Here is a 23,664-nt window from a genome sequence, read left to right as displayed (position 1 = left end):
CCACCCCCTCCTCACCGCAAAAATCGACCTCCCCGACGGCACCACCCTCCACACCGGAGAAATCAACCCCCACACACACCCCTGGACCACCGAACACACCGTCAACAACACCGCACTACTGCCCGGAACGGCTCTGGTCGACCTGATGTGGCATGTGGCCGGTGAGGCGGGACTGAGCACGGTGGGCGAACTGGCCCTGCACGCGCCCGTACCGGTGCCCGATCAGGAGCCCGCTCCCGTCCGGGTCAGCGTGGCCCCTGAAGACGCCCAGGAGCTGCGGGAAGCCACCGTCCACACCCTCGCCGAGGACGGTTCCTGGGTGCACCACGCCACGGCGATGCTCGGGACGGAGCCGGCGCGATCGGCCGAATCCCTGGCCGCGTGGCCGCCCCCTGGCGCCGAGCCGGTCGAAGTCGACGGCCTGTACGACGAACTGGCCGCGGCCGGCCTCGAATACGGCCCGACGTTCCGCGCGGTGCGCTTCGTCTGGCGGGACGACCAGCACACCTATGCCGAGCTCGCCCTGCCCGACGGCACCGACGCCGACCGGCACGAACTGCACCCGGCCCTGCTCGACGCCGCACTGCATCCGCTCGCCCTGGGCCAGCCCGGTGAGGAGCGCGAGCCGACGATGCCGTTCGCGTTCACCGGAGCCACACTGTACGCCCGCGACGCGACGCGGCTGCGGGTGCGGCTCACCCCGCGCGGGCCGGAAGCGCTCGGCGTGCTGGTGGCCGACACCAACGGCGCTCCCGTTGCCGATGTCGAGGAACTGCGGCTGCGTGCCGTCCCGGCCACCACCGCCGCGCGGATGCCCCGCAACGCGCTGTTCCGGCTCGCCTGGCGCCCGGTCGACGAGTCCCCCGCGACCGACCGGGCGGGTGAGGCACGCTATGTCGTGGTCGGCGACGACGACCTGGTGGAGGTCCTGAACGGGACCGGATCGTTCGCGCGGGCGTGGCCGGATCTCGCCGTGGCGGACTCAGGTGAAGCGGACCGCCCCACCGCGGTCCTGCTGCGGTACCCGGGTCCTGCGGACCCCGGCGAGCTCGGCGACGCCGTGCTGGCCGCCGTCCAGCACCATGCCGCCACGTTGCGGGACTGGCTCGACGACGAGGGCCGCGCTGACATCCCGCTCGTGGTGACCACCACCGGGGCGGTCGCCACCGAGCCGGACGCCCCGCTCGACCTGGTCCATGCGCCGCTGTGGGGAATGACCCGCAGCGCGCAGGCCGAGTATCCGGGGCGGGTCATCCTGCTCGACCTCGACCCGGCGGCTCCACACCGCGCGGACCTCGCGGACCTGCTGGAGGTGGCACTGGCGTCGGAGGAGCCCCAACTGGCCGTACGCGACGGGGTCCTGCTCGCCGCACGGCTGGCTCCGGTCCCGGCGCCCGCCCCCTCCTCCGACGCCCTGGGCCCGGATCGGACCGTGCTGATCACGGGGGCGAACGGCGGTGTGGCGCACCACATAGCCGAGCACCTGGTCGTTGAGCACGGCGTCAGAAACCTGCTGCTGCTCAGCCGCACCCGCCCTGACGCCCTGGCCGAGCACATCACCTCGCTCGGCGGCCGGCCCATCGCCCTGGCCTGCGATGTCGCCTCCCGCAGCGAGGTGGCCGAGGCACTGGCCGCGGTCCCCGCCGAGCACCCACTGCAGGCTGTGGTGCACACCGCCGCCGTCCTGGACGACGCCACGCTGCACGGCCTCACCGCGCAGCAGCTCGCCCAAGTGCTCGGCCCCAAAGTGCGCGGCACGCTGGTCCTGCACGAGCTGACCCGTGAGCTGGGCCTCTCCTCGTTCGTGCTGTACTCCAGCGCGTCGGCCGCCTTCGGTGGCGCGGGCCAGGCCGCCTACACCGCGGCCAACGGCTTCCTGGACGCGTTCGCGCACGACCGCCGGGCCGCCGGCGAGCCCGTCACCTCGGTCGGCTGGGGCCTGTGGGACACCGGCACCGGGATGGCCGCCACGCTGGCCGAGACCGACCTGCGGCGGGTGCGCCGCGGCGGCATCGTCGCGATGACGCCCGCGCAGGCACTCGGCCTGCACGATCTGGCCCCGGACGCCGGGCACGCCCATCTGATCGCCAGCCCGGTGCGCACCTCGGCCCTGCGGCGCAGCGGGGCCCATCCGCTGCTGCGCGACCTGGTCCGCGGCGAAGCCACCGCCCGGCTGCGGAGCGCGGCCAACACCGAGGACACCTCGGAGCTGGTCGTCCGGCTCCGTCGGCAGAGCGCGCCCGAACGGCAGGAAACCCTGCTGGCGTTGGTGAACCAGCAGGCCAATGACGTGCTCGGGCATCCGTCCGGCCATGTCATCGACGCCGGGCAGCCGTTCCGCGACCTGGGTTTCGACTCGCTGACCGCGGTCGAGCTGCGCAACCGGTTGCACGCCGCGACAGGGCTGCGGCTGCCCGCGACCCTGGTGTTCGACCATCCCCGGCCGGACGCTCTGGCCGGGTACCTGGGCACCCGGCTGCTGGGAGAATATGCGGCCGCCGCGGACGAGCCGGCCGCACCGGCCGCCGCCGACGAGCCCATCGCGATCATCGGCCTGGCCTGCCGTTTCCCCGGCGGCGTCGACAGCCCCGACGACCTGTGGCGGCTGCTCGCCGAGGGCCGCGACGGGATCGGCGACTTCCCCACCGACCGCGGCTGGGACCTGGAGGCGCTGTTCGACGAGAACCCGGACCGGACCGGCACCAGCTACGCCCGGGAGGGCGGTTTCCTGGACGGCGCCGCGGACTTCGACGCGGCCTTCTTCGGCATCTCCCCGCGCGAGGCGCTGGCCATGGACCCGCAGCAGCGGCTCCTGCTGGAGACCGCCTGGCACAGCATCGAGCACGCGGGCATCGACCCGACCACGCTGCGTTCCACCCCGACCGGCATCTTCACCGGCATCAGCAGCCAGGACTACACCCGGCTGGCGCAGGACCTGCCGCCCGAGGTCGAGGGGTATCTGGGCACCGGCAACGCCGGCAGCGTGCTCTCCGGGCGGCTCGCCTACGTACTGGGCCTGGAGGGACCCGCGATGACCGTCGACACGGCGTGCTCCTCGTCTCTGGTCGCCCTGCACTTGGCGGCGCAGTCGCTGCGCTCGGGCGAATCGACGCTGGCACTGGCCGGCGGGGTCACCGTCATGGCCACCCCCTCGGTGTTCATCGAGTTCAGCCGGCAGCGCGGGCTCGCCCCGGACGGCCGCAGCAAGGCGTTCTCCGCCCGTGCCGACGGGATGGGTCCGGCCGAGGGCCTCGGCGTACTGCTGCTGGAGAAACTGTCCGACGCCCGCCGCAACAACCGCCGGATCCATGCCGTCATCCGGGGCAGCGCCGTCAACCAGGACGGTGCGAGCAACGGCCTCAGCGCGCCCAGCGGCCCGGCGCAGCAGCGGGTCATCCGCAGTGCGCTGGCCGGCGCCGGTCTGATCAACCATGACATCGACGCCGTCGAGGCCCATGGGACCGGTACCGCGCTCGGCGACCCCATCGAGGCCCAGGCACTGCTGGAGACGTACGGGGCGGAGCGGACGGCGCCGCTGTACGTGGGGTCGGTCAAGTCCAACATCGGCCACACCCAGGCCGCCGCCGGTGTCGCCGGGGTGCTGAAGATGGTGCTCGCCATGCAGCACGGCGTGGTGCCCGCGACCCTGCACGCAGACGAGCCGACCCCGCATGTGGACTGGTCCGGCCCGGTGGTCCTGGCCGGTGCCAACACCCCCTGGCCAAAGACCGGCCGGCCGCGCCGCGCCGCCGTGTCGTCTTTCGGTATCAGCGGCACCAATGCGCATCTGATCCTGGAGCAGGCCCCCGAGGCGCCGACGACGGAAGCCGCCCAGGATACCGGTCTGCCGGTTCCGGTGCTGCTCTCGGCGCGGACGCCGGAGGCACTGCGGCACCAGGCGCAGCGCCTGCACGACCGGCTCGGACAGCCGGACGCGCCGACGCTCGGCCGGGCTGCCCAGGTGCTCGCGACCGGCCGTACCGCCTTCCCGCACCGGCTGGCGCTGGTGGGCGGAGCGGAGGAGGACCTGCGCGCGGCGCTCGCCAGGGTCGCGGCGGGCGAGCCGGTGGCCGACGCCGCGGCCGGAGTGGCGCGGGAGGGGCAGACCGCCTTCCTGTTCACCGGACAGGGCGCCCAACGGGCCGCCGGCGCCGAGCTGTACGCCCGGTTCCCGGTCTTCGCCAAGGCGCTCGACGAGGTGTGCGCGGCATTGGACCAACACCTCGAAGGGCCCGCCCGCGACCTCGTGCTCAACCCCACGCAGGACGATCTCGGCCGCACCGGACTGATGCAGCCCGCTGTGTTCGCCCTGCAGGTCGCGCTGGCCGAACTGCTGGCGGACGAGTACGGCGTGCGGCCGCACGCCCTGCTGGGCCATTCGGTCGGCGAGGTGACCGCGGCCCATATCGCCGGGGTGCTGGACCTCCCCGACGCCGCCGCCCTGATCGCGGCCCGGGGCCGGCTGATGGCGCAACTGCCCACCGACGGGGCGATGGTGGCGATTGCCGCAACCGAGCGCGAGGTGTTGGCCGCCATCGAGGGCCGGGAGCGGGAGGTGGCGGTGGCAGCGGTCAACGGACCGCGGGCGACCGTGCTGTCCGGCACCGCGGCCGTGGTGGAGCAGATCGCCGAGCGCTTCGCGGCCCGGGGTGTGCGGACCAAGCGGCTGCGCGTCAGCCGCGCCTTCCACTCGCCGCAACTCGATGAACTGCTGGCGGAGTTCCGGTCGGTCTCCGCGGGGGTGTCGTTCGCCGCCCCTCGCCTCACGCTGGTGTCGAACGTGACCGGGCGTGTGGTGGCCGACGAGGTGTGCACGGCGGAGTACTGGGTGCGGCAGGCGCGGCAACCGGTGCGGTTCGCCGACGGGGTCGGCGAGCTGGTAGGCCTGGGGGCAACCCGGTTCCTGGAGCTGGGTCCGGACGCGGTGCTCACGCCGCTGGCCCGCGACCTGGTGCCGGCCGGGCACGTCGTCCGTCCGGTGCTGCGCCGGGAGCGGGACGAGGCGGAGACGCTGGCGGCGGCCCTCACCGGGCTGTGGGCGGACGGCGCGACGGTCCGCTGGCAGGGGCTACTGCCCGGCGGCGGAGTCCCCGCCGAGGTGCCCGGATACGGTTTCGACCGGGCGCGGTACTGGCTCGCCGGCGGCTTCGGCGTCACGGCGGGGCGGCCCGCTCCGCCGCCGATGGCCGAGGAGGACCTGGCCGCGCTTCCGCCCGCGGAGCGGGCCGCCAAGGTGGCTGATCTGGTGCGGCGGACCATGGCCGCGGTGCTCGGCCACGCCGATGCCTCGGCCCTGGGGCCGAACGAACGGTTCACCGATCTGGGAATGGACTCCATGGCCGCGGTGGAGCTGCGCGGCCGGCTCGATACGGCGGCCCGGATCCGGCTGGATACCACCGCCGTGTTCGACCACCCCACTGTGGAGGCGCTGACGGCGCACATCGCCGAACTGCTGGATAGTCCGCAGGGCGAAGCCGTCATTGGTGGGCTGGGAGCGCTGTACTGGACCGCCTGTGCGGACGGCCGACTCGCCGAGGCCGGCGACCTGCTGCGGGCGGCCGCCCGGCTGCGGCCCGCCTTCACAGCGGCGGCGCCGCCCACACCGGCGGTCCCGGTGGCGCTCGCCGACGGCGACGCTCCGGTACCGGTGCTGTGCCTGCCGTCGTTCAGCACGGTGGCGGGGCCGCACGAGTTCGCCGGGTTCGCCACTGCTCTGCCCGGTGCGCGCGAGGTGTGGGCGCTGCCCGAACCGGGCTTCGGGCCGGGCGAGGCCATTCCTGCGGACCTGGCAGCGCTGGTCGCGGCGCAGGCCTCCGCGGCGCGCGAAGCGGCGCGCGGGCGGCCCTGCGTCCTGGTCGGTCGGTCGGCGTCGGGTCTGCTGGTCAACTCCCTGGCCGCCGAGCTGGAGGCGTCCGGTTCCCGGGTGCGCGCGGTGGTCCTGCTGGACGTCTATCCGCCCTCCCTGACCCGTGCCCAGCCGTGGGTCGAGCAGGAGCTGACGCAGGCGGTGGCGGAGCGGGAGAATCTGCCGGCCCTGTACAACGACGCCCGGCTGATGGCGATGGGTCGCTACTTCGAGGCGTTCGCGGACTGGGGGCCCACGCCGACCACCGCGCCGACACTGCATGTGCGCGCCCAGGACCCGTTCGCCGCGCATCTGGCCGACCCGGCGCAGGGGTACGGCGACTGGCGCTCGGCCTGGGACCTGCCACACGATGTGGTCGACGTTCCCGGCGACCACTTCAGCATCCTCGACGCCTGTGCCGGATCGACCGCCGCCGCGGTCGGTGAGTGGCTCGACAAGCGCTGACGGCAGGCAGACGAAGATGCCCTCCGGCCCGCAGGTCGGAGGGCATCTTTCGCTTCTTCGCAGGTCCCGGTGGCGGGAATCAGCTGCCGGGTGCCCCGAACCAGTCGTACAGTGCGGTGTCGAGGCGCTTGGTGTGGTGCGGGTCGTCGTCGTGCTGGGCGGGCGCCACCCAGCAGACATGGCCGTCGGGGCGGACCAGGACGCCCGCGGCATCCCAGGGCAGCAGATCGCCCTGGGCGACCTCGACGCGGTCCGCCCACCCCAGGGCGCACTCCGCATGGTCGGGGCCGGCGATCAGCAGGGCGCGCCCCGAGCGCAGCCGGCCGAACAGGGTGCCCCGGTCCAGGGCAAGGTCGGGCATCCGCGCGCCCAGCAGCTCATGGCCGTCGGCACCCGGAACGTGGTAGCGCACGTCGAGTCCCGAGAGCATGCCGGCGAAGCGGTCGTTGACCTCCGGCAGCTTCAGCAGCGTGATGAAGGTGCTGCGCAGCGCGTCGAACTCGGCCGCGGGGTTGGTCAGATACGCCTGTACGCGGGTGTTCTCCAGCACCCGCGCCCCGACCGGGTGGCGTTCGGTGTGGTAAGTGTCGAGCAGCCCGTCGGGGGCGTGGCCGCGGATCTCGGCGGCGAGCTTCCAGCCGAGGTTGACCGCGTCCTGAACGCCGACGTTGAGCCCCTGTCCGCCCGCCGGGATGTGGATGTGCGCCGCGTCGGCCACCACGAACAGCCGGCCGAGCCGGTAGCACTCGGCCTGGTGGGCCGCGTCGGACAGCCGCGAGACCCACTCCACGTCGGCGATGTCCACCTCCGTGCCGTACCGCTGGGCGACGGCCGCGCGCACCTCCTGTTCGGTGACCGGGCCGGCGTCCGCGCCCTTGCCGTACTCGGCCCACACCACCCGGTACCGGCCGTTGGGCAGCGGAACCAGCGGATAGGAGACCGCGCGCCGGTCACAGCGGTCCTCACCGAGCAGGTCCGAGGTGCGGCGGGGGCGGGTGAGCACCTCGGGCGGCGCGGCGCGCAGCGCCACGTCGGCGACCACGCCGGAGAAGTCCGTCGAGCTACCCGGGAAGGCGAAGCCGCCCAGCCGACGCACGGCGCTGTCGTGCCCGTCGCAGCCGGCGACGTACCGTGCGCGGAAGCGCACCTCGCCGTCCGGTGTGCTCGCCACCACGGTGACGACGTCCTCGTCCTGGGTCAGGCCGACGACTTCGTGCGCGCGCAGGACCTGCACGCCATGACGCTCCAGAGCGGCTTCAAGCACCCGTTCGAGGAGGTTCTGCGGGTAGATCAGGTGGTACGGGTGCGGGCTCTGCCAGCGGTCGTAGGTCAACGGGACGGGAAGTCCAGCGAAATGCCCGTCGGGGATGCGGGCGACGGCGTCGGCGAGGACGGTGTCGAGCAGGCCCCTGGTATCGAGCAGCTCCACCGTCCGGGGCTGCAGGCCGAGGGCCTTGGAGTGGGGATTGGGGTCGGGCAGCCGGTCGATGACCGTCGCCCGTACGCCCGCCAGGGCCAGTTCGTGGGCGACGGTCAGCCCCGCTGGGCCCGCGCCCACCACCAGGACGTCGACATCGTGAACGGCACGGCTCATCGGTGCTCCTTCATCGGGCGTGCGCGGAGGGGGAGGTGGCGGGCCGGTTCTCGATGCCCTGCGGGAGGTGGAAGAAGCCGCCGGGATCGTAGTGCCGCTTCACCCGCAGCAGCCGGGGATGGTTCGCGCCCCAGTACGCCTGCGTCCACTCGGTCAGGTGGGGGTCGGGGAAGTTGACGTACGAGCGGCCGCTGGACCAGGGGTCCAGGAGGGCGAACCCGCGGTCCACCCAGGCCTGGGCGCGGGCCGCGCGGTCGGCGCCGGGCTCGGCCTCCGGCAGCAGCAGGGCGTGGCCGATGAGGAAGAGCGTGTCGCGATGCGCGTAGGCGGTCGCATCCGGCGCGACGCGGTTGATGGCGCCGCCGAGCGCGGTGAGGTTGACGAACCGAGTCTGTCCCGCCTCGCGATCCGCGTCGAACTCCTCCACGAGGGCGGTGATTTCGGCGCGGTCCAGGGGACGGCCGAACAACCTGTTGCGTTCGCGCTGGAACTGCTGGCGGGGTAGCACCGCACCGGGCCGGCTGCCGACGCGGTGGCATTCCTCGACGGTGCGGGTCTGCCCGCCGCCGTAGAGCCACAGCATGCAGTCGTAGTAGGACTCGTCCAGCACGACCTCGTTGATGGGCTTGGTGCCGGCCTGGGACACCAGCCGGTCCAGCAGCGCCCGGGCCTCGGCCACCGGGCCGAGAAGGGTGCCGATCAGTACCACGGTGACCGGCGCTCCGGGCGCGGCGTCGCCCAGCACGAGGCTGACCGAGGTACTCAGTTCGTCGGGAGCGGACCGGACCCACTCCTGCCAGGCCGACAGCACGTCGACGGCGCTCTCCCCGCTCCACACGAGGTTGAACAGCACCATCCGCGAGACGCGGTGCGGGGTCACCTCGTAGTCGACGATCGCGCCGAAGTTTCCGCCGCCGCCTCCACGCAGCGCCCAGAACAGGTCCGGGTGTTCCTCGGCCGAGCAGCGCACGGCGCGTCCGTCGGCGAGCACCACCCGGGCCGACACGAGGGCGTCGCAGGCGAGGCCGTACTTCCGGCTCAGTGGCCCGTTGCCGCCGCCGGAGATGAATCCGCCGGCGGCAACGGTGGGGCACATTCCAGCGGCCACGACCAGGCCGTGCCGCCACAACTCGGCGAGCACGTCGACCGATTGCGCTCCGGGGCCCAAATGGACGGTCCGGTCGTCGGTGGTGACGTGCGCGATCCGCGAGAGGTCCAGCACCAGGCCGGGCGTGGTCGACCAGCCCGCGAAGCTGTGCCCGCCGCTGCGCAACCTCAGCGGCAGGTCGTGGGCGGCGGCGAAGGCCAGGGCGGTGCGTACGTCGTCCTCGTCGGCGCAGTAGGCGACGCAGGCGGGCGCCACGGCGTCGTACTCGGCGATCTGCAACTGAATGGCGAGGGGGTAGTCCGGGTCGCCGGGGCACACCGCGTCGCCCTTCAGCGCGGCGGCGAAGTGCGCCCAGTCGGGCGCGGCGGGTCCGGGGCGGGGGTCAGCGGCGTCCATGCGTCCTCCGTGGGGTCCTCTCTGCCGGGCCGTCAGACGACCAGCGTCTGGGTGGCCAGGACCGGGGCCCCTTCGAGGGTGCACACCGTCCGCGGGCCGTCCGCGCCGCCGTTGACGACGACGACCTCGGTGCCGGGCGCGAAGGTGTAAAGGCCGGGCTCGGTGGCCTCGAACCTGGTGTGCCCGCCGCTGAGCAGGACGCCGTGGCCGATCACCGCCGGCTCGACATTGGTGAGCCCGTTGGCGGTCAGTTCAGTGCTGACGGCGCCGCCGATGATGACGCCCATAACGCCGGTGATGTCGTTGGCGGGGCGGGCGAACTTGGTGCCGTGCAGGGTGCGCAGCGTGGTCCACAGGTCGATGTAGCTGCCCCGGCGGACGACCAGAGGCGCCGTGATGCCGAACTCGATCTCGTCACTGATCGGTTCGGGGCGCTCGGCCAGGCTGCAGGAGTAGGTCACCCGTACGGTGCCGGTGTGCACGGCCCGTACCGCACCGTCGAGTTCGGCGGCGGCCGCGACGGGATCGGCCAGCACTGCGGCGGCCAGGCCAGAGACATTCACAGTCACGTTCGAAGCACCTCGTCATCGTCGTTGTCGCTGCGGTGCTGCGGTCGCCGGGGAAATTTCCGTCCGAAATCGGGCGCCGTATAGCCTTACGGCGGTAGCGATTTCCCGGAGGTGTCGCCGACGATTGCGCAGACCACTGGAATTCTCCAAGATCAGCCGTCTCCGGGCCGCCGGTCAACCCCTAGCATCACCCCCTAACGCGGTTACCCCAGAATGTGCCGCCGTCCGTCCGTGGCCAGCGCTTCCGCCGCTAATCTGCAGACAATGCATGGCCGGGGCCCGCCACCGGACGAGCCTCCCACACATGGAAAGTGGGCCGATGAGTCAAGCCTTACTCCCTAGTGTCGTCGATGTCCCCGAAACTGATCTCCCCGCTGATCCCGAGCAGTCCACAATCAAACCGAAAATCATCGGGTCCGGTGTTGCCGTGCCCGAGAACTCGTATTCCCAGCAAGAAATTCTGGAGCGGTTCCAGATCACCGATGAGCGGGTCCGGTCGGTCTTCCTGAGCGGTTCGATCGAACGCCGCCACCTGGTGCTGCCGCCGGACGGTCCGGACGGTACACCCCGGATCGAGGTCCAGGGCGAACTGCTGGCCAAGCACCGCACGCACGGTGTCCGCATGGCCGCGGAGGCGGTACGCACCTGCCTGGAGCGGGTGGGCGCCGACCTCTCCGATGTCGGCTATCTGTGCTGTGTCACGTCCACGGGGTTCCTTACCCCCGGATTCAGCGCGTTCCTCATCAAGGAGTTGGGGCTGCGGCACCACACGGGCCGGCTCGACGTGGTCGGCATGGGCTGCAACGCCGGCCTCAACGGTCTGACCGCGGTGAGCGGGTGGGCCACCGCCCACCCCGGCAAGCTCGCGGTGATGGTGTGCGCCGAGGTCTGCTCCGCCGCCTACGTCTTCGACGGCACCATGCGGTCCTCCGTCGTCAACTCCCTCTTCGGGGACGGCGCGGCCGCCGTCGCCGTGTCCGCGCCCGGAGGTGACGGCACGCACGGCGCGGAGGGGGCGGCCGGGCCCGAGGTCCTCAAGTTCGCCAGCTGCATCATCCCTGACGCCGTCGACGCGATGCGCTACGACTGGGACGAGGAACACGGCAGGTTCAGCTTCTTCCTCGACCGGGACATCCCGTACGTGGTGGGTGCGCACGCCGAGACGGTGGTCAACCGGCTGCTCGACAGGACCGGCCTGCGGCGCTCCGACATCGCGCACTGGGTGGTGCACTCTGGCGGCAAGAAGGTCATCGACTCGGTGCGCGTGAATCTCGGCCTGTCGCGGTACGACGTGCGCCACACCACCGGAGTGCTGCGCGACTACGGCAACCTGTCCAGCGGCTCGTTCATCTTCTCCTACCAGCGGCTGGTCGACGAAGGCCTGGTGGCAACCGGTGATCACGGCGTCCTCATGACGATGGGCCCCGGCTCGACCATCGAGACAGCTCTCGTGCGCTTCTGATCCCGTCCGGAGCCGACGTTCATCGCATCCCTCTCACAAGGCGGATCCCATGCATGTGTCCTCCCCCGCTGCCCGTCTCACGGGCGACCTTGTCGCCGACGCGGCGGTGATACGCGACGCCGCGGCCGCTTGCGACGACCGCGTCGCGGCCCTGCCGCCCAAGCCCGCACGCACTCCCGACGAGCAGGCCGCGGCCGATGCCGCGCACCGGCCCGTACGGTCACTGCGGGCCGGTTTCCTTCGGCGGCACGGGCGGGCGGTCTATGACGAGGTGACCGCGGGGCGCGCCCTGCGCCCGCGCCTCGCCGAGCTGGCGGTGGCCGCGGCCGAACGCTTCCCGGGACTGGCCCCCGACCGCACCAGGCTCGCCGCTGAGGAGGCGCTGCCGCAGGCCCACAAGGAGGGCCTGGCGATCGACCACGGGGTGTTCTTCCGGCAGATGCTGGCCGATCCGGAAACCGGTGGGCATCTGCTGGATTCGATGCGGGCGCCCACCGCGCGGGCACACGAGCTGCTGCCGGCCTTCGCGCGCACCGGTGAACTCGACCTGGGGACCGTACGCGTGGCGCGCGAAGGAGCCACAGCGCAGGTGACCCTCGCCAACACCGACTGTCTCAATGCCGAGACGAACGAGCTGGCGGCGGATCTGGAGACCGCCGTGGACGTGGTGCTGCTCGACGACGCCGTCGAGGCAGGGGTGCTCCGGGGCGCCGAGATGGCCCATCCCCGGTATGCCGGAAGGCGGGTCTTCAGCGCCGGCATCAACCTCAAACACCTCCACGCCGGCCGCATTTCGTACCTCGACTTCCTGCTCGGCCGGGAACTCGGCCTGCTCAGCAAGCTTCGCCGCGGCCTGTGGTGCGACGACGGGACGCCGGACGCGTGGCCGCATCTCGATCTGGCCAAGCCCTGGGTGGCAGCGGTCGACACCTTCGCCATCGGCGGCGGGATGCAGATCCTGCTCGCCGTCGACCATGTGGTGGCCGGCGACGACGTCTATTTCAGCCTGCCTGCGGCGCAGGAGGGCATCGTGCCGGGCATGGCGAACTTCCGGCTGACCGCGCTGTTCGGCGGACGGCTCACCCGGCAGGTGATCCTCGACGGCCGGCGGATCGGCGCCGGGGACCCGGAGGCACGGCTGGTGTGCGACGAGGTCGTCGCACCGGCAGCGGTGGGTGATGCGGCCGCGGCCGCGGCCGAACGGCTGGCGTCCCCTGCCGTCGCGGTCAACCGGCGGATGATCGATCTGGCCGAGGAGCCGCCGGACCGCTTCCGGGCGTACGCCGCGGACTTCGCCTTCGCCCAGGCGTTGCGGCTGCACAGCGCGGACGTGCTGACCAAGGTGAGCCGCTTCAGCCTGGCAGGGCGTGCCGGATGAAGCCGATCGACGCATTGCTGCAGGTGCTCAGGGAGGAGGGCGTCACCAAGGTCTTCGGCAACCCGGGCACCACCGAGCTGGCGTTCCTCGACTCCCTGGTGGAGGCCGCTGACATCGACTACGTCCTGGGTGTGCACGAGAGCGCCGTAGTGGCGATGGCCGACGGCTATGCCAGGGCGACTCGCCGGCCCGCCTTCGTCAGTCTGCACATCGCCGCCGGACTCGCCAACGGACTCGTCGGGCTCCTCAACGCGTCCCGATCCCGCACCCCTCTGGTGGTCACCGCGGGCCAGCAGGACCGCCGCCACCTGGCGCAGGATCCGATGCTGTCGGGCGATCTGGTGGGCCTGGGACGGGCGGCGGTCAAGCAGGTCTTCGACGTCCAGCACGCCCACGACCTGCCGATCCTGCTGCGCCGCGCGTTCCTGCGCGCGGTCCAACCGCCTGCTGGCCCAGTACTGCTGACGCTGCCGATGGATCTGCCGGCCGAGGATGCCGACGTCGAACTGCCGGCCCGCTCCGTCGTGGCACCACTCGGCCCCGCGAGCGACATCTCCCAGGCTGCCGAGGTGCTGCGTACGGCGCAGCGGCCGGCAATCATCGCCGGCGACGGGGTGGGGCGGTCCGACGCCGTCGCCGAACTCGTGACGGTGGCCGAAGCCCTGGGGGCCTCGGTCTACCACCAGCCGCTCTACGACGGCATCGATTTCCCCACCGAGCACCCGCTCTACGAGGGCATGCTGCCCGGCACACATGCTGGCATCCGTGATCAACTTGCCGGACACGACGTCGTGTTCATCGTCGGCTGTCACGCCTTCATGCCGCACCACTACACGCCGGGTTCTCCGATTCCGCAGGGCGTCCGGGTCGTGCAGTTGGACTCCGACCTGGCCGAACTGGGGCGTAATTTCCCGGTCGCCCCCGGCCTGGCGGGGGACATCCGCACCACCCTCGTCGAGCTGGCCAAGCAACTACCCACCGCCCCCGAAGGCCGCGCACGGGCGATCGGAGCCCGCACCGCGGCCCGACGGGCGGAAATGGACGCCTCGGCACTGGCACGTTACGGTTCCGCGCCGCTGGACCCGCTGGCCGCCGCGCACGCCCTGGCCGCCGGCCTCCCGGAAAACGCCGTGGTCGTCGAGGAGGCCATCACCACCGGTGTCCTGCTGCGCCAAGTCCTGCGGCAGTCCCGGCCCGGCTCGTACATCCACACCATCGGCGGCGGCCTCGGCTCGGGGATCGGCATGGCCGTGGGCACCCGGATGGGACTCGGCACCCGGCCGGTCGTCGCCGCCTTGGGCGACGGCTGCACCTTGTTCGGGCTTCAGGGCCTGTGGAGCGCGGCACGCCACGGCGTCCCGGTGACCTTCGTCGTGTTGCGCAACGGCGAATATCGCACGCTCAAGGAGACCCTGGACGGCTGGGGCAGTCGCACCACCCACACCGGTCAGTATCCGGGACTGGACCTGGGACAGCTGGAGTTCACCAAGGCGGCCGACTTCTTCGGCGTGGACGCCGTGCGGATCTCCTCCGCCGAGCAGCTGCGCCAGGTGGTCGCGGCGGCGGGCCACCGCGACGGTCCGCTGCTGGTGGACGTACCCATTTCCGGACACCGGGCGGAGGGTCGGGCATGACCTCACTGGTCGACCTCCACCGGATGGCGCCCGACCTGGTTCCGGTGACCGAGCCGGCCACCGGCGCCGTGCTGGGCGGCCTCCGGGACCACACCGGCGAAGACGTCCGGGACGCCGTCGCAGCCGCCTCCGCGGCCCAGCCCGCATGGGCGGCGCTGGCGCCCACGGAGCGGGCCGAGGTCCTGCGCCGGGCGGCCCTCGTGCTGGCCGAGCACCGTGCCGAGGCGGTCGAGTGGGTGGTGCGCGAGAGCGGCTCGGTACGCGGCAAGGCCGAGCACGAGGTCGGCTCGGTGCTCGACGAGCTGTGGGCTGCCGCGGCGCTGCCGACCCAGCCGTACGGGGAGCTGCTGCCGGACACTCCGGGACGACACAGCTTCCGCGGCGCGTTCCCCTCGGCGTGGTCGGGGTGATCAGTCCGTGGAACGTGCCACTGCTCCTGGGCGCGCGGGCCGTACTGCCCCTCTCGCCCTGGGCAATGCCGTGGTGCTCAAGCCGGATCCGCGTACCCGGGTATCTGGCGGCCGGCTCCTCTCCGGGCTTCTTACACGGGCCGGAGTTCCGGCAGAGGTGTTCCGCGTGGTCGATGGCGGGGCCGAGGTGGGCCAGGCGCTGGTCCAGAACCCCGCGGTGGCCATGGTGGCGTTCACCGGATCCACCGAAGTCGGCCGCCGGATCGGCGCCGACGCCGGACGACTGCTCAAACGAGTCTCGTTGGAACTCGGCGGCAACAACGCCCTCATCGTGCTGGACGACGCCGACCTGGAGGCTGCCACGTCCCTGGCCGCCTGGGGAGCGTTCTTCCACCAGGGCCAGGTGTGCATGGCCACCGGGCGGCACATTGTGCTGGAGTCGGTGGCCGAGGATTACCTCCGCCGGCTGGCTCTGCGCGCCAACGCCCTGACGGTGGGCGACCCCTGGCGCGAGGATGTGGCGCTGGGGCCGTTGATCGACGAGGCCCAGGCCGCTCGCGTCCAGCGGATCGTTGACGCGTCGGTGTCGGTGGGTGCCACCTCCGAGCGGGCGGCACCCACCGGGGACTGCTCTACCGGCCCACCATACTGGCCGGAGTGACGCCCGATATGCCCGCCTTCACCGAAGAGATCTTCGGCCCGGTCGCTCCGGTCGTCGTGGTCGGCGACGTGGACGAGGCGGTGGAAGTCGCCAACCGCACCGAGTACGGCTTGGTCGCCTCCGTGCTGACGGGCTCCCCCGAGCGCGGCACGGCCGTCGCGGAACGTCTTGCGACGGGCATCGTGCACGTCAACGACCACACCATCGATGACAACGCGTTCGTGCCGTTCGGCGGCGAGGCGCCTCGGGCAACGGCAGCCGCCACGGGGCGGGCCGCAGCTGGGAGGAGTTCACCCAGTGGCAATGGCTGACGGTACGTCAGTACATGTGCCCGTCCTCGCTCTGACGCCTCCGCCCGGCACCTGACACGCCTCGCAGTCATAAGGAAAGGACTACCCCACAATGTCCGATGACGTCAGCCGCGACAGCACGCCCTGGGTCAGAAGGTTCCACCCCTCGCGCGAAGCGCGCACCCAGCTGATCTGCCTTCCGCACGCGGGCGGATCGGCGAGTTTCTACCATCCGGTTTCCCGGTCTCTCACGCCGGCCACGGACGTGTTGGCGATCCAGTACCCCGGACGCCAGGATCGCCGCACGGAGAAGTGCGTCGACTCCATCCCCGCACTGGCGGACGAGGTGACCCAGGCGCTGCTCCCGTGGACCGACCGGCCGTTGGCGCTGTTCGGCCACAGCATGGGCGCGACGCTCGCCTTCGAGGTGACACTCAGGCTGGAGAAGGCGGGCGTCCAGCCGCTTGCACTGTTCGCCTCCGCCCGGCCCGCGCCCTCCCGCAACCGGCGGGAAACGGTGCATCTGCGTGACGACGCGGGCGTGCTGGAGGAAGTGCGGACGCTGGATGGCACCGGCTCCGCACTCCTCGACGACGAAGAGATCATACGGATGGCACTGCCCGCCCTCCGCGGCGACTACAAGGCGGCGGAAACCTACCGGTTCACCGGCGCGTCCCCGATCGCAGCTCCCATTCACGCCCATGTCGGCGACAGCGACCCCAGGGTCTCCCTCGACGAAGCACTCGCCTGGCAGGAGCACACGTCCGGGGACTTCCGCCTCCACGTGCACCCGGGCGGCCACTTCTACCTCATCGACCGGGCGGCACAGCTCATCAGCGCGATATCCCGCGTCATGTCCCAGGAGGCGCCTCAGCGGACGGGGCACTGATCCCGGCGGGTCGGCGGAACCGGTTGATAGCCGGCAGATGCGCCTCGCGCAGTTCCGCATCGCGGACGCCCAAGCCCTCGTGCGGCGCGAGGCAGAGCACACCGACCTTGCCCTGATGAAGGTTCCAGTGAACGTCGTAGGTCGCCTGTCCGGCCTCCGCCAAGGGACAAGTCCTCGACAGGGTCGGGCGGACCCGGCCCTGCACGACCAGACGGTTGGCCTCCCACACTGCCGCTCTCGCCGTCCCCGCGGCCGCTCACCGCCCGCGGCACCGCTCAGTCGGCGCCCAGCGCCACCCGCAGGCGGTCGCACACGTCGGCCACGGCCTTCTCGTCCGGCAGGACCCCGGCATCGAACATGGCCGTTTGCAGAGCGGGCCCGTACGCACCGTGCCGGGCGAGATCGTCCTTGAGGGCGGGCTGCACCACGAAGTGGATGTGGCCCGGTACGGCGCCCGCATGGGACCAGAGACACACATAGACCTGCTCCGGATCCATGGTGGCGGTGACAGCGGCACTGACCCTCCGCAGCAGCGGACCCAGCTCGTCCGCTTCAGCGACGGTCAGGTCGGCCACATGCACCACGTGTCTGACCGGCTTGACCACCAGCGTCCCGGCACCGAGCGGCCCCACGCAGTGCTCGACGACCCAGGTGGGAGTTCTCAGGATCGTCCCGCCCGGCAGGGCCTGGGATCCGTCGATGAGCCCGCACGCCCGGCACTCCTGGTCGGTACTCCCGCTCTCGGTCAACGGTGCGGCTCCTCGGCTCGGCTCAGGGCGTCACGGTCGAGACGACGTACACCTTCGGATGCGCCTTGTTGCGGAAGTCGACGGTGATCTCCTGCTGGGGCCGGGGCTCGGGCTGGGTGTGGACCGTGCTCGCCCAGTACCGGTTGTTGCCGGCGCCCAGGTTCCAGCCGACGGTGGTGGCGTCCTTCGCCGTGATGGCGATGTCGCCGTGCGTCAGACGCGACCGGCTGGAACCGATGGCGCGCAGAAAGCGGTCCAGTCCCTCGTTCGAGGTCATGAACTGCGCATACAGCTTGCTGACCTTCCACGAGTTGGTCTCGTAGAACGCGACGCGGGCCGAGTACGGCGGGATCGGCACATCGTAGATACGGCGCGTGACCTTGGGCGGCCAGCTGTAGGTGAGGCCGGTGGCCGCCGCCTTGGCCTCCTTGTCCTTGCCGCTGTCCCGGCTCTGCTCCGCGGACACGACCAGATAGCCCGCCGGGATGCCGATGAGCAGAACGACGATCAGCAGGGTGAGCACGCGGCGGCGGAGGCTGGGGCCCGGCTGCGGAGGCCCGGCACCGGGCGGGCCGTCACCGCCGGGGGGCGGGGTCTGCCGGGGCACGGCTGTGCTCATCGTCGGCTCCCTCGGAGGCCTTGCGCGTAGCGCTCGTAGCGTTCGTACCGCTCGAGGCGGCGGCGGTTGGCGCGGCGGAACCTGCGGGCGACGAGCCTGGCGAGGTCGGCGGCGCCGACGAGACCGGCTTCGTTGCCGAGCTGCGCCTTGATGATACGGGCCTCCGGGCGGTAGCCACGACCGGTGAGATGGCGGCGGAAGGACTCCCGCGCGGGCCCGATGAGCAGGTCGTCGGCGGAGCTGACGCCGCCGCCGATGACGAAGCAGGCCGGGTCGAGGGCTGCGGCGAGGTTGGCGATGCCGACACCGAGCCACTGGCCGATGTCCTGCAACAGCTCCACGCACATGGCATCGCCCTGGCGGGCCAGTTCGGTGATCAGGGGACCGGTGATGTCGGAGACATGGCCGTTGACGCGCTCGATGATGTTGTAGGCGACCGGGGAGTCCGCGGCGGCGAGCTCGCGGGCTTCACGGACCAGGGCGTTGCCGGAGCTGTACTGCTCCCAGCAGCCGCGGTTGCCGCAGGGGCAGCGGTGTCCTCCGGGGACGACCTGCATATGGCCGAACTCACCGGCCACGCCGTAGCGGCCGCGCTTGACCCGGCCGTCCTCGAGGATGGCGCCGCCGATCCCCGTACCGAGGGTGATCATGACGATATGGTCCTCGCCGCGGCCGGCGCCGAAGCGCCACTCGGCCCAGGCGGCGGTGTTGGCGTCGTTGTCGACCATGACCGGGACGGCGAGGCGGGCGGCGAGTGCGTCGCGCAGCGGCTCGTCCCGCCAGGACAGGTGCGGGGCGAAGAGCACCCGGGAGCGATCGGCGTCCACCCACCCGGCGGCACCGATGCCCACCGCGTGGACGTCGTGGCGGTCCGAGAGGTCGAGCACCAGCTCGGTGATGGTGTCCTCGACGACCTTGGGGCTCTTGGACTTGTCCGGGGTCTCGGTGCGCAGCTTCTCGAGGATGTTGCCGTCGGCGTCGACGACGCCCGCCGCGACCTTGGTGCCGCCGATGTCGATGCCGACGGTGGGGACGCGGGGCGCGCTGAGATGCGAGCGGCGCTCGCGCGTGCCGACGGTACGGAGAACGGTCGCCCTGGCCGAGCCGAGGTGCGCCGGCTCGCGGTACGTGCTCATCTCGTCCCCAGGTGGTGTGCGGTCGTTCGGTCTGGTGGTGATTGTGCCAGGGGGAACGGGTCCGGAGCCTCCGGGAGGGGGCGCCGGACCGTGCCGTTACGACCGTCGGTGTCCGGGTGTGTCCGGTGTCCCCTTCCCGGGGACCCGGCTCTGTCTCAGCTCTCGTCGTCCGGGGCGGCCAGGTGCGCCGGAACGGGCGCGCGCTCCAGCTCGTGGCTGAGTTCTTCCAGCTCGGAGCCGCCTGCCATCTGCCGGGTGAGCTCGTCCAGGGTGATGTTCCGCTTGGTGTGGCTGCCGGCCATCGTGCCGCGCTTGAGCAGGACGAAACGGTCGCCGACGAGATAGGCGTGGTGCGGGTTGTGGGTGATCAGAACCACTCCGAGACCGGCGTCACGGGCTGCCGCCACGTACTTGAGGACCACGCCGGACTGCTTGACGCCCAGCGCGGCGGTGGGCTCGTCGAGGACGAGGACCTTGGCGCCGAAGTGGACGGCCCGGGCGATCGCCACGCACTGGCGCTCACCGCCGGAGAGCGTGCCGATCGGCTGGTCGACGTCGCGCAGGTCGATGCCCATACGCAGCAGCGCGCCGCGGGTGGTCTCCCGCATCGTCCTCACATCGAGGCGGCGGAAGGGGCCCTTGCCCTTCGTGGGCTCCGAGCCGAGGAAGAAGTTCCGCCAGACGGGCATGAGGGGCACCACGGCCAGGTCCTGGTAGACGGTGGCGATGCCATGGTCGAGGGCTTCGCGGGGGGAGCCGAGCCCGGTGTCGTCGCCGTCGATGACGAAGGACCCGGTGTCGTGACGGTGCAGCCCTGCGATGATCTTGATGAGGGTGGACTTGCCCGCGCCATTGTCCCCGAGAACGCAGGTGATCTCGCCCGCGTGGACCTCCAGGGAGACGTCCTGGAGGGCCTTGATGTTGCCGTAGAACTTGCTCACACCGGTGAGCTTCACCAGGGCTGTCACCGTGTCTCCTCGCTCGCTCCGTGCCTCGCCCGCCACGTCGTCGCTCATCCGGTGGCCTCCGCCCGCTTGCGGACCCATGCGTTGAGCAGGGTCGCGAGGAGCAGCATCGCTCCGAGGAAGAACTTGAACCATTCGGGGTCCCACTCGGCGTAGACGATGCCCTTGTTCGTCATGCCGAAGATGAAGGCGCCGACGGCCGAACCGATGGCGGAGCCGTAGCCGCCGGTCATCAGACAGCCGCCGATGACGGCCGCGATGATGTAGAGGAGCTCGTTGCCGACGCCCTCGCCGGACTGGACGACGTCGTAGGAGAAGAGCAGGTGCTGCCCGGAGATCCAGGCGCAGAGGGCGACCGCCATATAGAGGCCGGTCTTGGTACGGCCGACCGGGACGCCGACCGCCCGGGCGGCGTCCGCGCCGCCTCCCGCCGCGAAGATCCAGTTGCCGGCGCGGGTACGGAGCAGGAGCCAGGTCGCCACCCCCACCAGGGCGAACCACCACAGGACGGTGATCTGTACGTCGACGTCCCCGAAGCTGAGGCGGGAGGCGAAGACGGCCTTGGCGGAGTCGAAGCCCTCCATGTCGCTGATCGACTTGGTGGAGACGGTTCCGCTGATCAGCTTGGTGAAGCCGAGGTTCAGACCGATCAGCATGAGGAAGGTGGCCAGCGTGATGATGAAGCTGGGCAGCTTCGTCCGGACCAGCATGAAGCCGTTGAAGAAGCCGATGGCGAGGGTGGCGACGAGGGACACGCCCACGCCGACCCAGACATTGGCCGTCATCTGGTAGCTGAACATCGAGGAGATCAGCGCCGACGAGGTGACCATCACGCCCGTCGACAGATCGAACTCGCCGCCGATCATCAACAGGGCGACCGGCACGGCCATGATGCCGAAGATCGACGAGGCGTAGAGGACCGTACTCAGGCTGGGCGCGCGCAGAAAGCTCTCGGCGGTGACGGCGAAGAAGACGAAGACCGCGACGGCGCCGACGACCGCCCCCAGTTCCGGCCGGCCCGGAAGGCGGCGGACCAGGGTTGCCCGGAGCAGCCGCTCGTCGGTGGGCCTGCGGTCGGAGGCCTCCTTGACCAGGGCTGTCATCGGGTCCCCCGCTTCGTGTACTGCTCCAGGGAGGAGGCGTCCTTCTTGGTGATGATCTGGGGGCCGGTGAGGACCGGACGTCCGCCGCCGAGGACGTCGGCGTTGTACTTCTGGAGCCAGAGGAGGTCCACGGCCTCGTACCCCTGGAGGTACGGCTGCTGGTCGACGGCGAAGCCGAGGTCGCCCTCCTGGAGGGACTGGGCGACCTTGCCGTTGAGGTCGAAGGTGTCGATCTCGGCGTCGCTGCCCGCCTGCTCCTTGGCCTTGACAGCGGTGTCCGCGAACGGCGCGCCGAGCGTCACCACGGCGTCGATGTCCCTGTCGGCCTGGAGTCTGGCCTCGACGGACGACTGGACCTCGGGCATGTTGGTGCCCTCGACGTAGAGGTTCCGCAACTCGCCGCGGAAGGTCTTGCGGGCGCCGTCGCAGCGCTGCTCGTGGCCTACGTTGCCCTGCTCGTGAAGGACGCAGAGGGCCTTCTTGCGGCCGCGCTCGTTCAGCTCCCTGCCGACCGCCTCGCCGGCGACGGTCTCGTCCTGGCCTATGTGCGAGAGAGCGCCGAAGGCCTTGGACTGCTCGGAGCCGGAGTTCACGGTGATCACCGGGATACCGGCCTTCACGGCCTTGGCGACGACGTCCTTGAGGGCGTCCGGCTTGGCCAGGCTGACGATCAGGCCGTCCACTTTCTGGTCGATCGCCGTCTGCACGAGCTGGGCCTGCTGCTGGCCCTCCTTGTGGTGCGAGTAGAGGAACTTGACGTTGTCCTTGACGGCGGCCTGCTCGGCGCCGTTCTGGACGATGTCCCAGAAGGTGTCGCCGTCGCCCGAGTGCGTGACCATCGCGAAGGTCCAGCGAGGGGTGTTCACCGCCGCGCGGCCGTCGGTGGCCTGCGCCGCCCGCTCCTCCGCCCGCTTGCCGCCCGTACTGCTGCACCCCGCCAGGGAGGCGCCGAGCACCGCCGCCAGCACGGCTCCTGTCGCGCGTACTCCTGTCCGAACCCTTGCCGCCACGAGACATGCCTCTCTTGCCGTGCTGCCTGGTCTGGTGTCTGGTCTCTGCTGTCCGGTCCGGTGCCCGGCCCGCCGCGACCCGTGCTTCCCGGAGCGGCAGGGGATGCGACCGGCTCCGGGCGCCCAAGTATCGGTCACCCCTGGTCGCGGCGGTTTCATCGGGTACCGCGAGCCGTGTACGTCGCGAGCCGTTGGGCGTCCTTCTCCGCGACGAGCGCGGGGCCGGCGAGGAGGTTGTCCTTGGCCGCGGCCTGCTCGGCGCCGCGCCGGACGATGTCCCAGAAGGTGTCGCCCTCGCCGGAGTGGGTCACCGTCGCGATCTTCAGCCGGGAGGTGTTCACGCCCTGGGCGCCGTTGCCGCTCCCGGACGCCTCCCCGGATTTCCTGCCGCCGGAGCCGCTGCCCCCCGCGACCGCAAGGGCGACCGCGGCCGGGAGGACGGCTGCTGTCCGGACTCCGGGTCTGCGCGCCATGGTGGGTCCGCCTTCCCTCCGAGCCGCCTGAGTGCGGCTGGAGGAGTTCTAACGGCGGTCGGCACGGGGCGTCAATAGTTTGTCCGAACATTCTGACGCGGACGGCCTGTCGCTCCGGGGACCGCGCCCCTCAGGGGCGTACGAGCAGCTGGAATTCGAAGGCGTAACGGGAGGCCCGGTAGGTGTGCGAGCCGAACTCGACCGCGCGGCCCGTGTCGTCGAAGGTGGTGCGCTGCATCGTCAGCAGCGGCGCCCCCTCCGGCTCACCGAGCTGCTCGCCCTCGGCGGCCGACGCGGCACGCGCGCCGACCGCCTGGCGGGCGCTGTGCAGGGTGATGCCCGCCTCCCGCATCAGCCGGTACAGCCCCGTGGCCTCCAGGCGTGGAGTGTCCAGATCGAGCAGGCCGGCCGGGAGGTGGTTGCGCAGATGGGCCATCGGCTCGCCGTGCGCGAGACGCAGCCGCTCGACGAGGACCACCTCGGCACCCTCGGGGATACCGAGAGCCGCCGCGACCTCGGCGGTCGCCGGCTCGATGGTATTGCGCAGCACCCGGGTGGCGGGGCGCTGCCCCGCGGCTTCGAGGTCGTCGTAGAGGCTGCTCAGTTCGAGCGGGCGCTTGACCTGGCTGTGGACGACCTGGGTGCCGACACCCCTGCGTCGCACCAGCAGGCCCTTGTCGACCAGCGACTGGATGGCCTGCCGGACCGTGGGCCGGGAGAGCCCGAGCCGCCCGGCCAGTTCGATTTCATTGCCCAGCAGACTGCCGGGCGCGAGCCGACCCTTCTCGATCGCCGCCTCGAGCTGCTGGGACAGCTGGAAATAGAGCGGGACCGGGCTGCTGCGGTCCACGCTGAGCTGGAGAGACCCCGTCGGATCCGGCTGCTTCGCCACGGGGCGAGCGTAGCCG

General features: G+C 71.6%; 16 protein-coding genes and 2 pseudogenes. 6 read left to right on the top strand and 12 right to left on the bottom strand.

Annotation, left to right across the window (positions count from 1 at the left end):
- Nucleotides 1-6,310: SDR family NAD(P)-dependent oxidoreductase (locus ACTWQE_RS10835; RefSeq protein WP_443328650.1), on the top strand; the 6,310-nt coding region annotated here is incomplete at its 5' end.
- A gap of 79 nt (nucleotides 6,311-6,389) precedes the next feature.
- Here the strand turns inward: ACTWQE_RS10835 and ACTWQE_RS10830 are convergent.
- The 3 genes from ACTWQE_RS10830 to ACTWQE_RS10820 are packed head-to-tail and all read right to left on the bottom strand — an operon-like array spanning nucleotide 6,390 to nucleotide 9,977.
- On the bottom strand, nucleotides 6,390-7,904 hold the full coding sequence (locus ACTWQE_RS10830; protein WP_443328649.1) for an FAD-dependent monooxygenase: 1,515 nt from the start codon (nucleotides 7,902-7,904) through the stop codon (nucleotides 6,390-6,392).
- 10 nt (nucleotides 7,905-7,914) lie between these two features.
- Entirely contained in the window at nucleotides 7,915-9,408 is a 1,494-nt protein-coding gene (locus ACTWQE_RS10825) for an FAD-binding oxidoreductase (RefSeq protein WP_443328648.1), read from the bottom strand.
- A gap of 32 nt (nucleotides 9,409-9,440) precedes the next feature.
- Nucleotides 9,441-9,977 carry a hypothetical protein gene (locus ACTWQE_RS10820; RefSeq protein WP_443328647.1) on the bottom strand — a complete coding sequence of 179 codons (537 nt, stop codon included), beginning with the start codon at nucleotides 9,975-9,977 and terminating at the stop codon, nucleotides 9,441-9,443.
- Between the two features lie 319 nt (nucleotides 9,978-10,296).
- On the opposite strand from ACTWQE_RS10820, the gene dpgA reads away from it, so the two are divergent.
- The 5 genes and pseudogenes from dpgA to ACTWQE_RS10795 all read left to right on the top strand — a co-directional run bounded on the left by dpgA (nucleotide 10,297) and on the right by ACTWQE_RS10795 (nucleotide 16,701).
- Nucleotides 10,297-11,439 carry a 3,5-dihydroxyphenylacetyl-CoA synthase DpgA gene (dpgA, locus tag ACTWQE_RS10815; RefSeq protein WP_443328646.1) on the top strand — a complete coding sequence of 381 codons (1,143 nt, stop codon included), beginning with the start codon at nucleotides 10,297-10,299 and terminating at the stop codon, nucleotides 11,437-11,439.
- Between the two features lie 49 nt (nucleotides 11,440-11,488).
- On the top strand, nucleotides 11,489-12,817 hold the full coding sequence (gene dpgC, locus ACTWQE_RS10810; protein WP_443328645.1) for a (3,5-dihydroxyphenyl)acetyl-CoA 1,2-dioxygenase DpgC: 1,329 nt from the start codon (nucleotides 11,489-11,491) through the stop codon (nucleotides 12,815-12,817).
- On the top strand, nucleotides 12,814-14,451 hold the full coding sequence (locus ACTWQE_RS10805; RefSeq protein WP_443328644.1) for a thiamine pyrophosphate-binding protein: 1,638 nt from the start codon (nucleotides 12,814-12,816) through the stop codon (nucleotides 14,449-14,451). Before dpgC ends, ACTWQE_RS10805 begins: the two co-directional genes overlap by 4 nt.
- Nucleotides 14,448-15,868, top strand: a pseudogene (locus ACTWQE_RS10800) (aldehyde dehydrogenase family protein). The gene ACTWQE_RS10805 and the pseudogene ACTWQE_RS10800 overlap by 4 nt, the downstream one beginning before the upstream one ends.
- A 56-nt stretch (nucleotides 15,869-15,924) precedes the next feature.
- Nucleotides 15,925-16,701, top strand: coding sequence for a thioesterase II family protein (locus ACTWQE_RS10795; protein WP_443328643.1), 777 nt, complete (start codon nucleotides 15,925-15,927; stop codon nucleotides 16,699-16,701).
- Here ACTWQE_RS10795 and ACTWQE_RS10790 read toward each other — a convergent pair.
- From ACTWQE_RS10790 to ACTWQE_RS10750, 9 genes and pseudogenes are all read right to left on the bottom strand, one after another.
- Nucleotides 16,664-16,927, bottom strand: a pseudogene (locus ACTWQE_RS10790) (crotonyl-CoA carboxylase/reductase); the annotation flags it as partial. The gene ACTWQE_RS10795 and the pseudogene ACTWQE_RS10790 overlap by 38 nt on opposite strands.
- 49 nt (nucleotides 16,928-16,976) lie before the next feature.
- A complete protein-coding gene (locus ACTWQE_RS10785) occupies nucleotides 16,977-17,450 on the bottom strand; it encodes an HIT family protein (RefSeq protein WP_443328642.1) in 474 nt (157 codons plus the stop codon).
- A 22-nt stretch (nucleotides 17,451-17,472) separates the two neighbouring features.
- A complete protein-coding gene (locus ACTWQE_RS10780) occupies nucleotides 17,473-18,069 on the bottom strand; it encodes a hypothetical protein (RefSeq protein WP_443328641.1) in 597 nt (198 codons plus the stop codon).
- The gene (locus tag ACTWQE_RS10775) at nucleotides 18,066-19,205 is read right to left on the bottom strand and encodes an ROK family glucokinase (protein ID WP_443328640.1); all 1,140 of its coding nucleotides are present in this window, start codon (nucleotides 19,203-19,205) and stop codon (nucleotides 18,066-18,068) included. The genes ACTWQE_RS10780 and ACTWQE_RS10775 overlap by 4 nt, the downstream gene beginning before the upstream one ends.
- Before the next feature lie 155 nt (nucleotides 19,206-19,360).
- Complete coding sequence (locus ACTWQE_RS10770) at nucleotides 19,361-20,221, bottom strand: ATP-binding cassette domain-containing protein (RefSeq protein ID WP_443328639.1); 861 nt, start codon at nucleotides 20,219-20,221, stop codon at nucleotides 19,361-19,363.
- Nucleotides 20,218-21,273: an ABC transporter permease gene (locus ACTWQE_RS10765; RefSeq protein ID WP_443328638.1), complete on the bottom strand. Its 1,056-nt coding sequence runs from the start codon at nucleotides 21,271-21,273 to the stop codon at nucleotides 20,218-20,220. The genes ACTWQE_RS10770 and ACTWQE_RS10765 overlap by 4 nt, the downstream gene beginning before the upstream one ends.
- The gene (locus ACTWQE_RS10760; protein WP_443328637.1) at nucleotides 21,270-22,283 is read right to left on the bottom strand and encodes a sugar ABC transporter substrate-binding protein; all 1,014 of its coding nucleotides are present in this window, start codon (nucleotides 22,281-22,283) and stop codon (nucleotides 21,270-21,272) included. The genes ACTWQE_RS10765 and ACTWQE_RS10760 overlap by 4 nt, the downstream gene beginning before the upstream one ends.
- A gap of 155 nt (nucleotides 22,284-22,438) precedes the next feature.
- A complete protein-coding gene (locus tag ACTWQE_RS10755; protein ID WP_443328636.1) occupies nucleotides 22,439-22,756 on the bottom strand; it encodes a hypothetical protein in 318 nt (105 codons plus the stop codon).
- 130 nt (nucleotides 22,757-22,886) lie between these two features.
- Complete coding sequence (locus ACTWQE_RS10750) at nucleotides 22,887-23,606, bottom strand: GntR family transcriptional regulator (RefSeq protein WP_443328652.1); 720 nt, start codon at nucleotides 23,604-23,606, stop codon at nucleotides 22,887-22,889.
- Between the last annotated feature and the right edge of the window lie 58 nt (nucleotides 23,607-23,664).

It is taken from the genome of Streptomyces sp. 8N706, from assembly GCF_052245415.1.
GTDB lineage: Bacteria > Actinomycetota > Actinomycetes > Streptomycetales > Streptomycetaceae > Streptomyces.
The sequence above is the reverse complement of the archived record's forward strand: the minus strand, read 5'-3'. Positions and strand labels throughout refer to the sequence as shown.

Excerpts from the sequence above, each read along its gene's own strand:
- ACTWQE_RS10830 (WP_443328649.1), bottom strand. The coding sequence starts at position 7,904 with ATGAGCCGTGCCGTTCACGATGTCGACGTCCTGGTGGTGGGCGCGGGC.
- ACTWQE_RS10825 (WP_443328648.1), bottom strand. The coding sequence starts at position 9,408 with ATGGACGCCGCTGACCCCCGCCCCGGACCCGCCGCGCCCGACTGGGCG.
- dpgA (WP_443328646.1), top strand. The coding sequence starts at position 10,297 with ATGAGTCAAGCCTTACTCCCTAGTGTCGTCGATGTCCCCGAAACTGAT.
- dpgC (WP_443328645.1), top strand. The coding sequence starts at position 11,489 with ATGCATGTGTCCTCCCCCGCTGCCCGTCTCACGGGCGACCTTGTCGCC.
- ACTWQE_RS10805 (WP_443328644.1), top strand. The coding sequence starts at position 12,814 with ATGAAGCCGATCGACGCATTGCTGCAGGTGCTCAGGGAGGAGGGCGTC.
- ACTWQE_RS10795 (WP_443328643.1), top strand. The coding sequence starts at position 15,925 with ATGTCCGATGACGTCAGCCGCGACAGCACGCCCTGGGTCAGAAGGTTC.
- ACTWQE_RS10780 (WP_443328641.1), bottom strand. The coding sequence starts at position 18,069 with ATGAGCACAGCCGTGCCCCGGCAGACCCCGCCCCCCGGCGGTGACGGC.
- ACTWQE_RS10775 (WP_443328640.1), bottom strand. The coding sequence starts at position 19,205 with ATGAGCACGTACCGCGAGCCGGCGCACCTCGGCTCGGCCAGGGCGACC.
- ACTWQE_RS10770 (WP_443328639.1), bottom strand. The coding sequence starts at position 20,221 with ATGAGCGACGACGTGGCGGGCGAGGCACGGAGCGAGCGAGGAGACACG.
- ACTWQE_RS10765 (WP_443328638.1), bottom strand. The coding sequence starts at position 21,273 with ATGACAGCCCTGGTCAAGGAGGCCTCCGACCGCAGGCCCACCGACGAG.
- ACTWQE_RS10755 (WP_443328636.1), bottom strand. The coding sequence starts at position 22,756 with ATGGCGCGCAGACCCGGAGTCCGGACAGCAGCCGTCCTCCCGGCCGCG.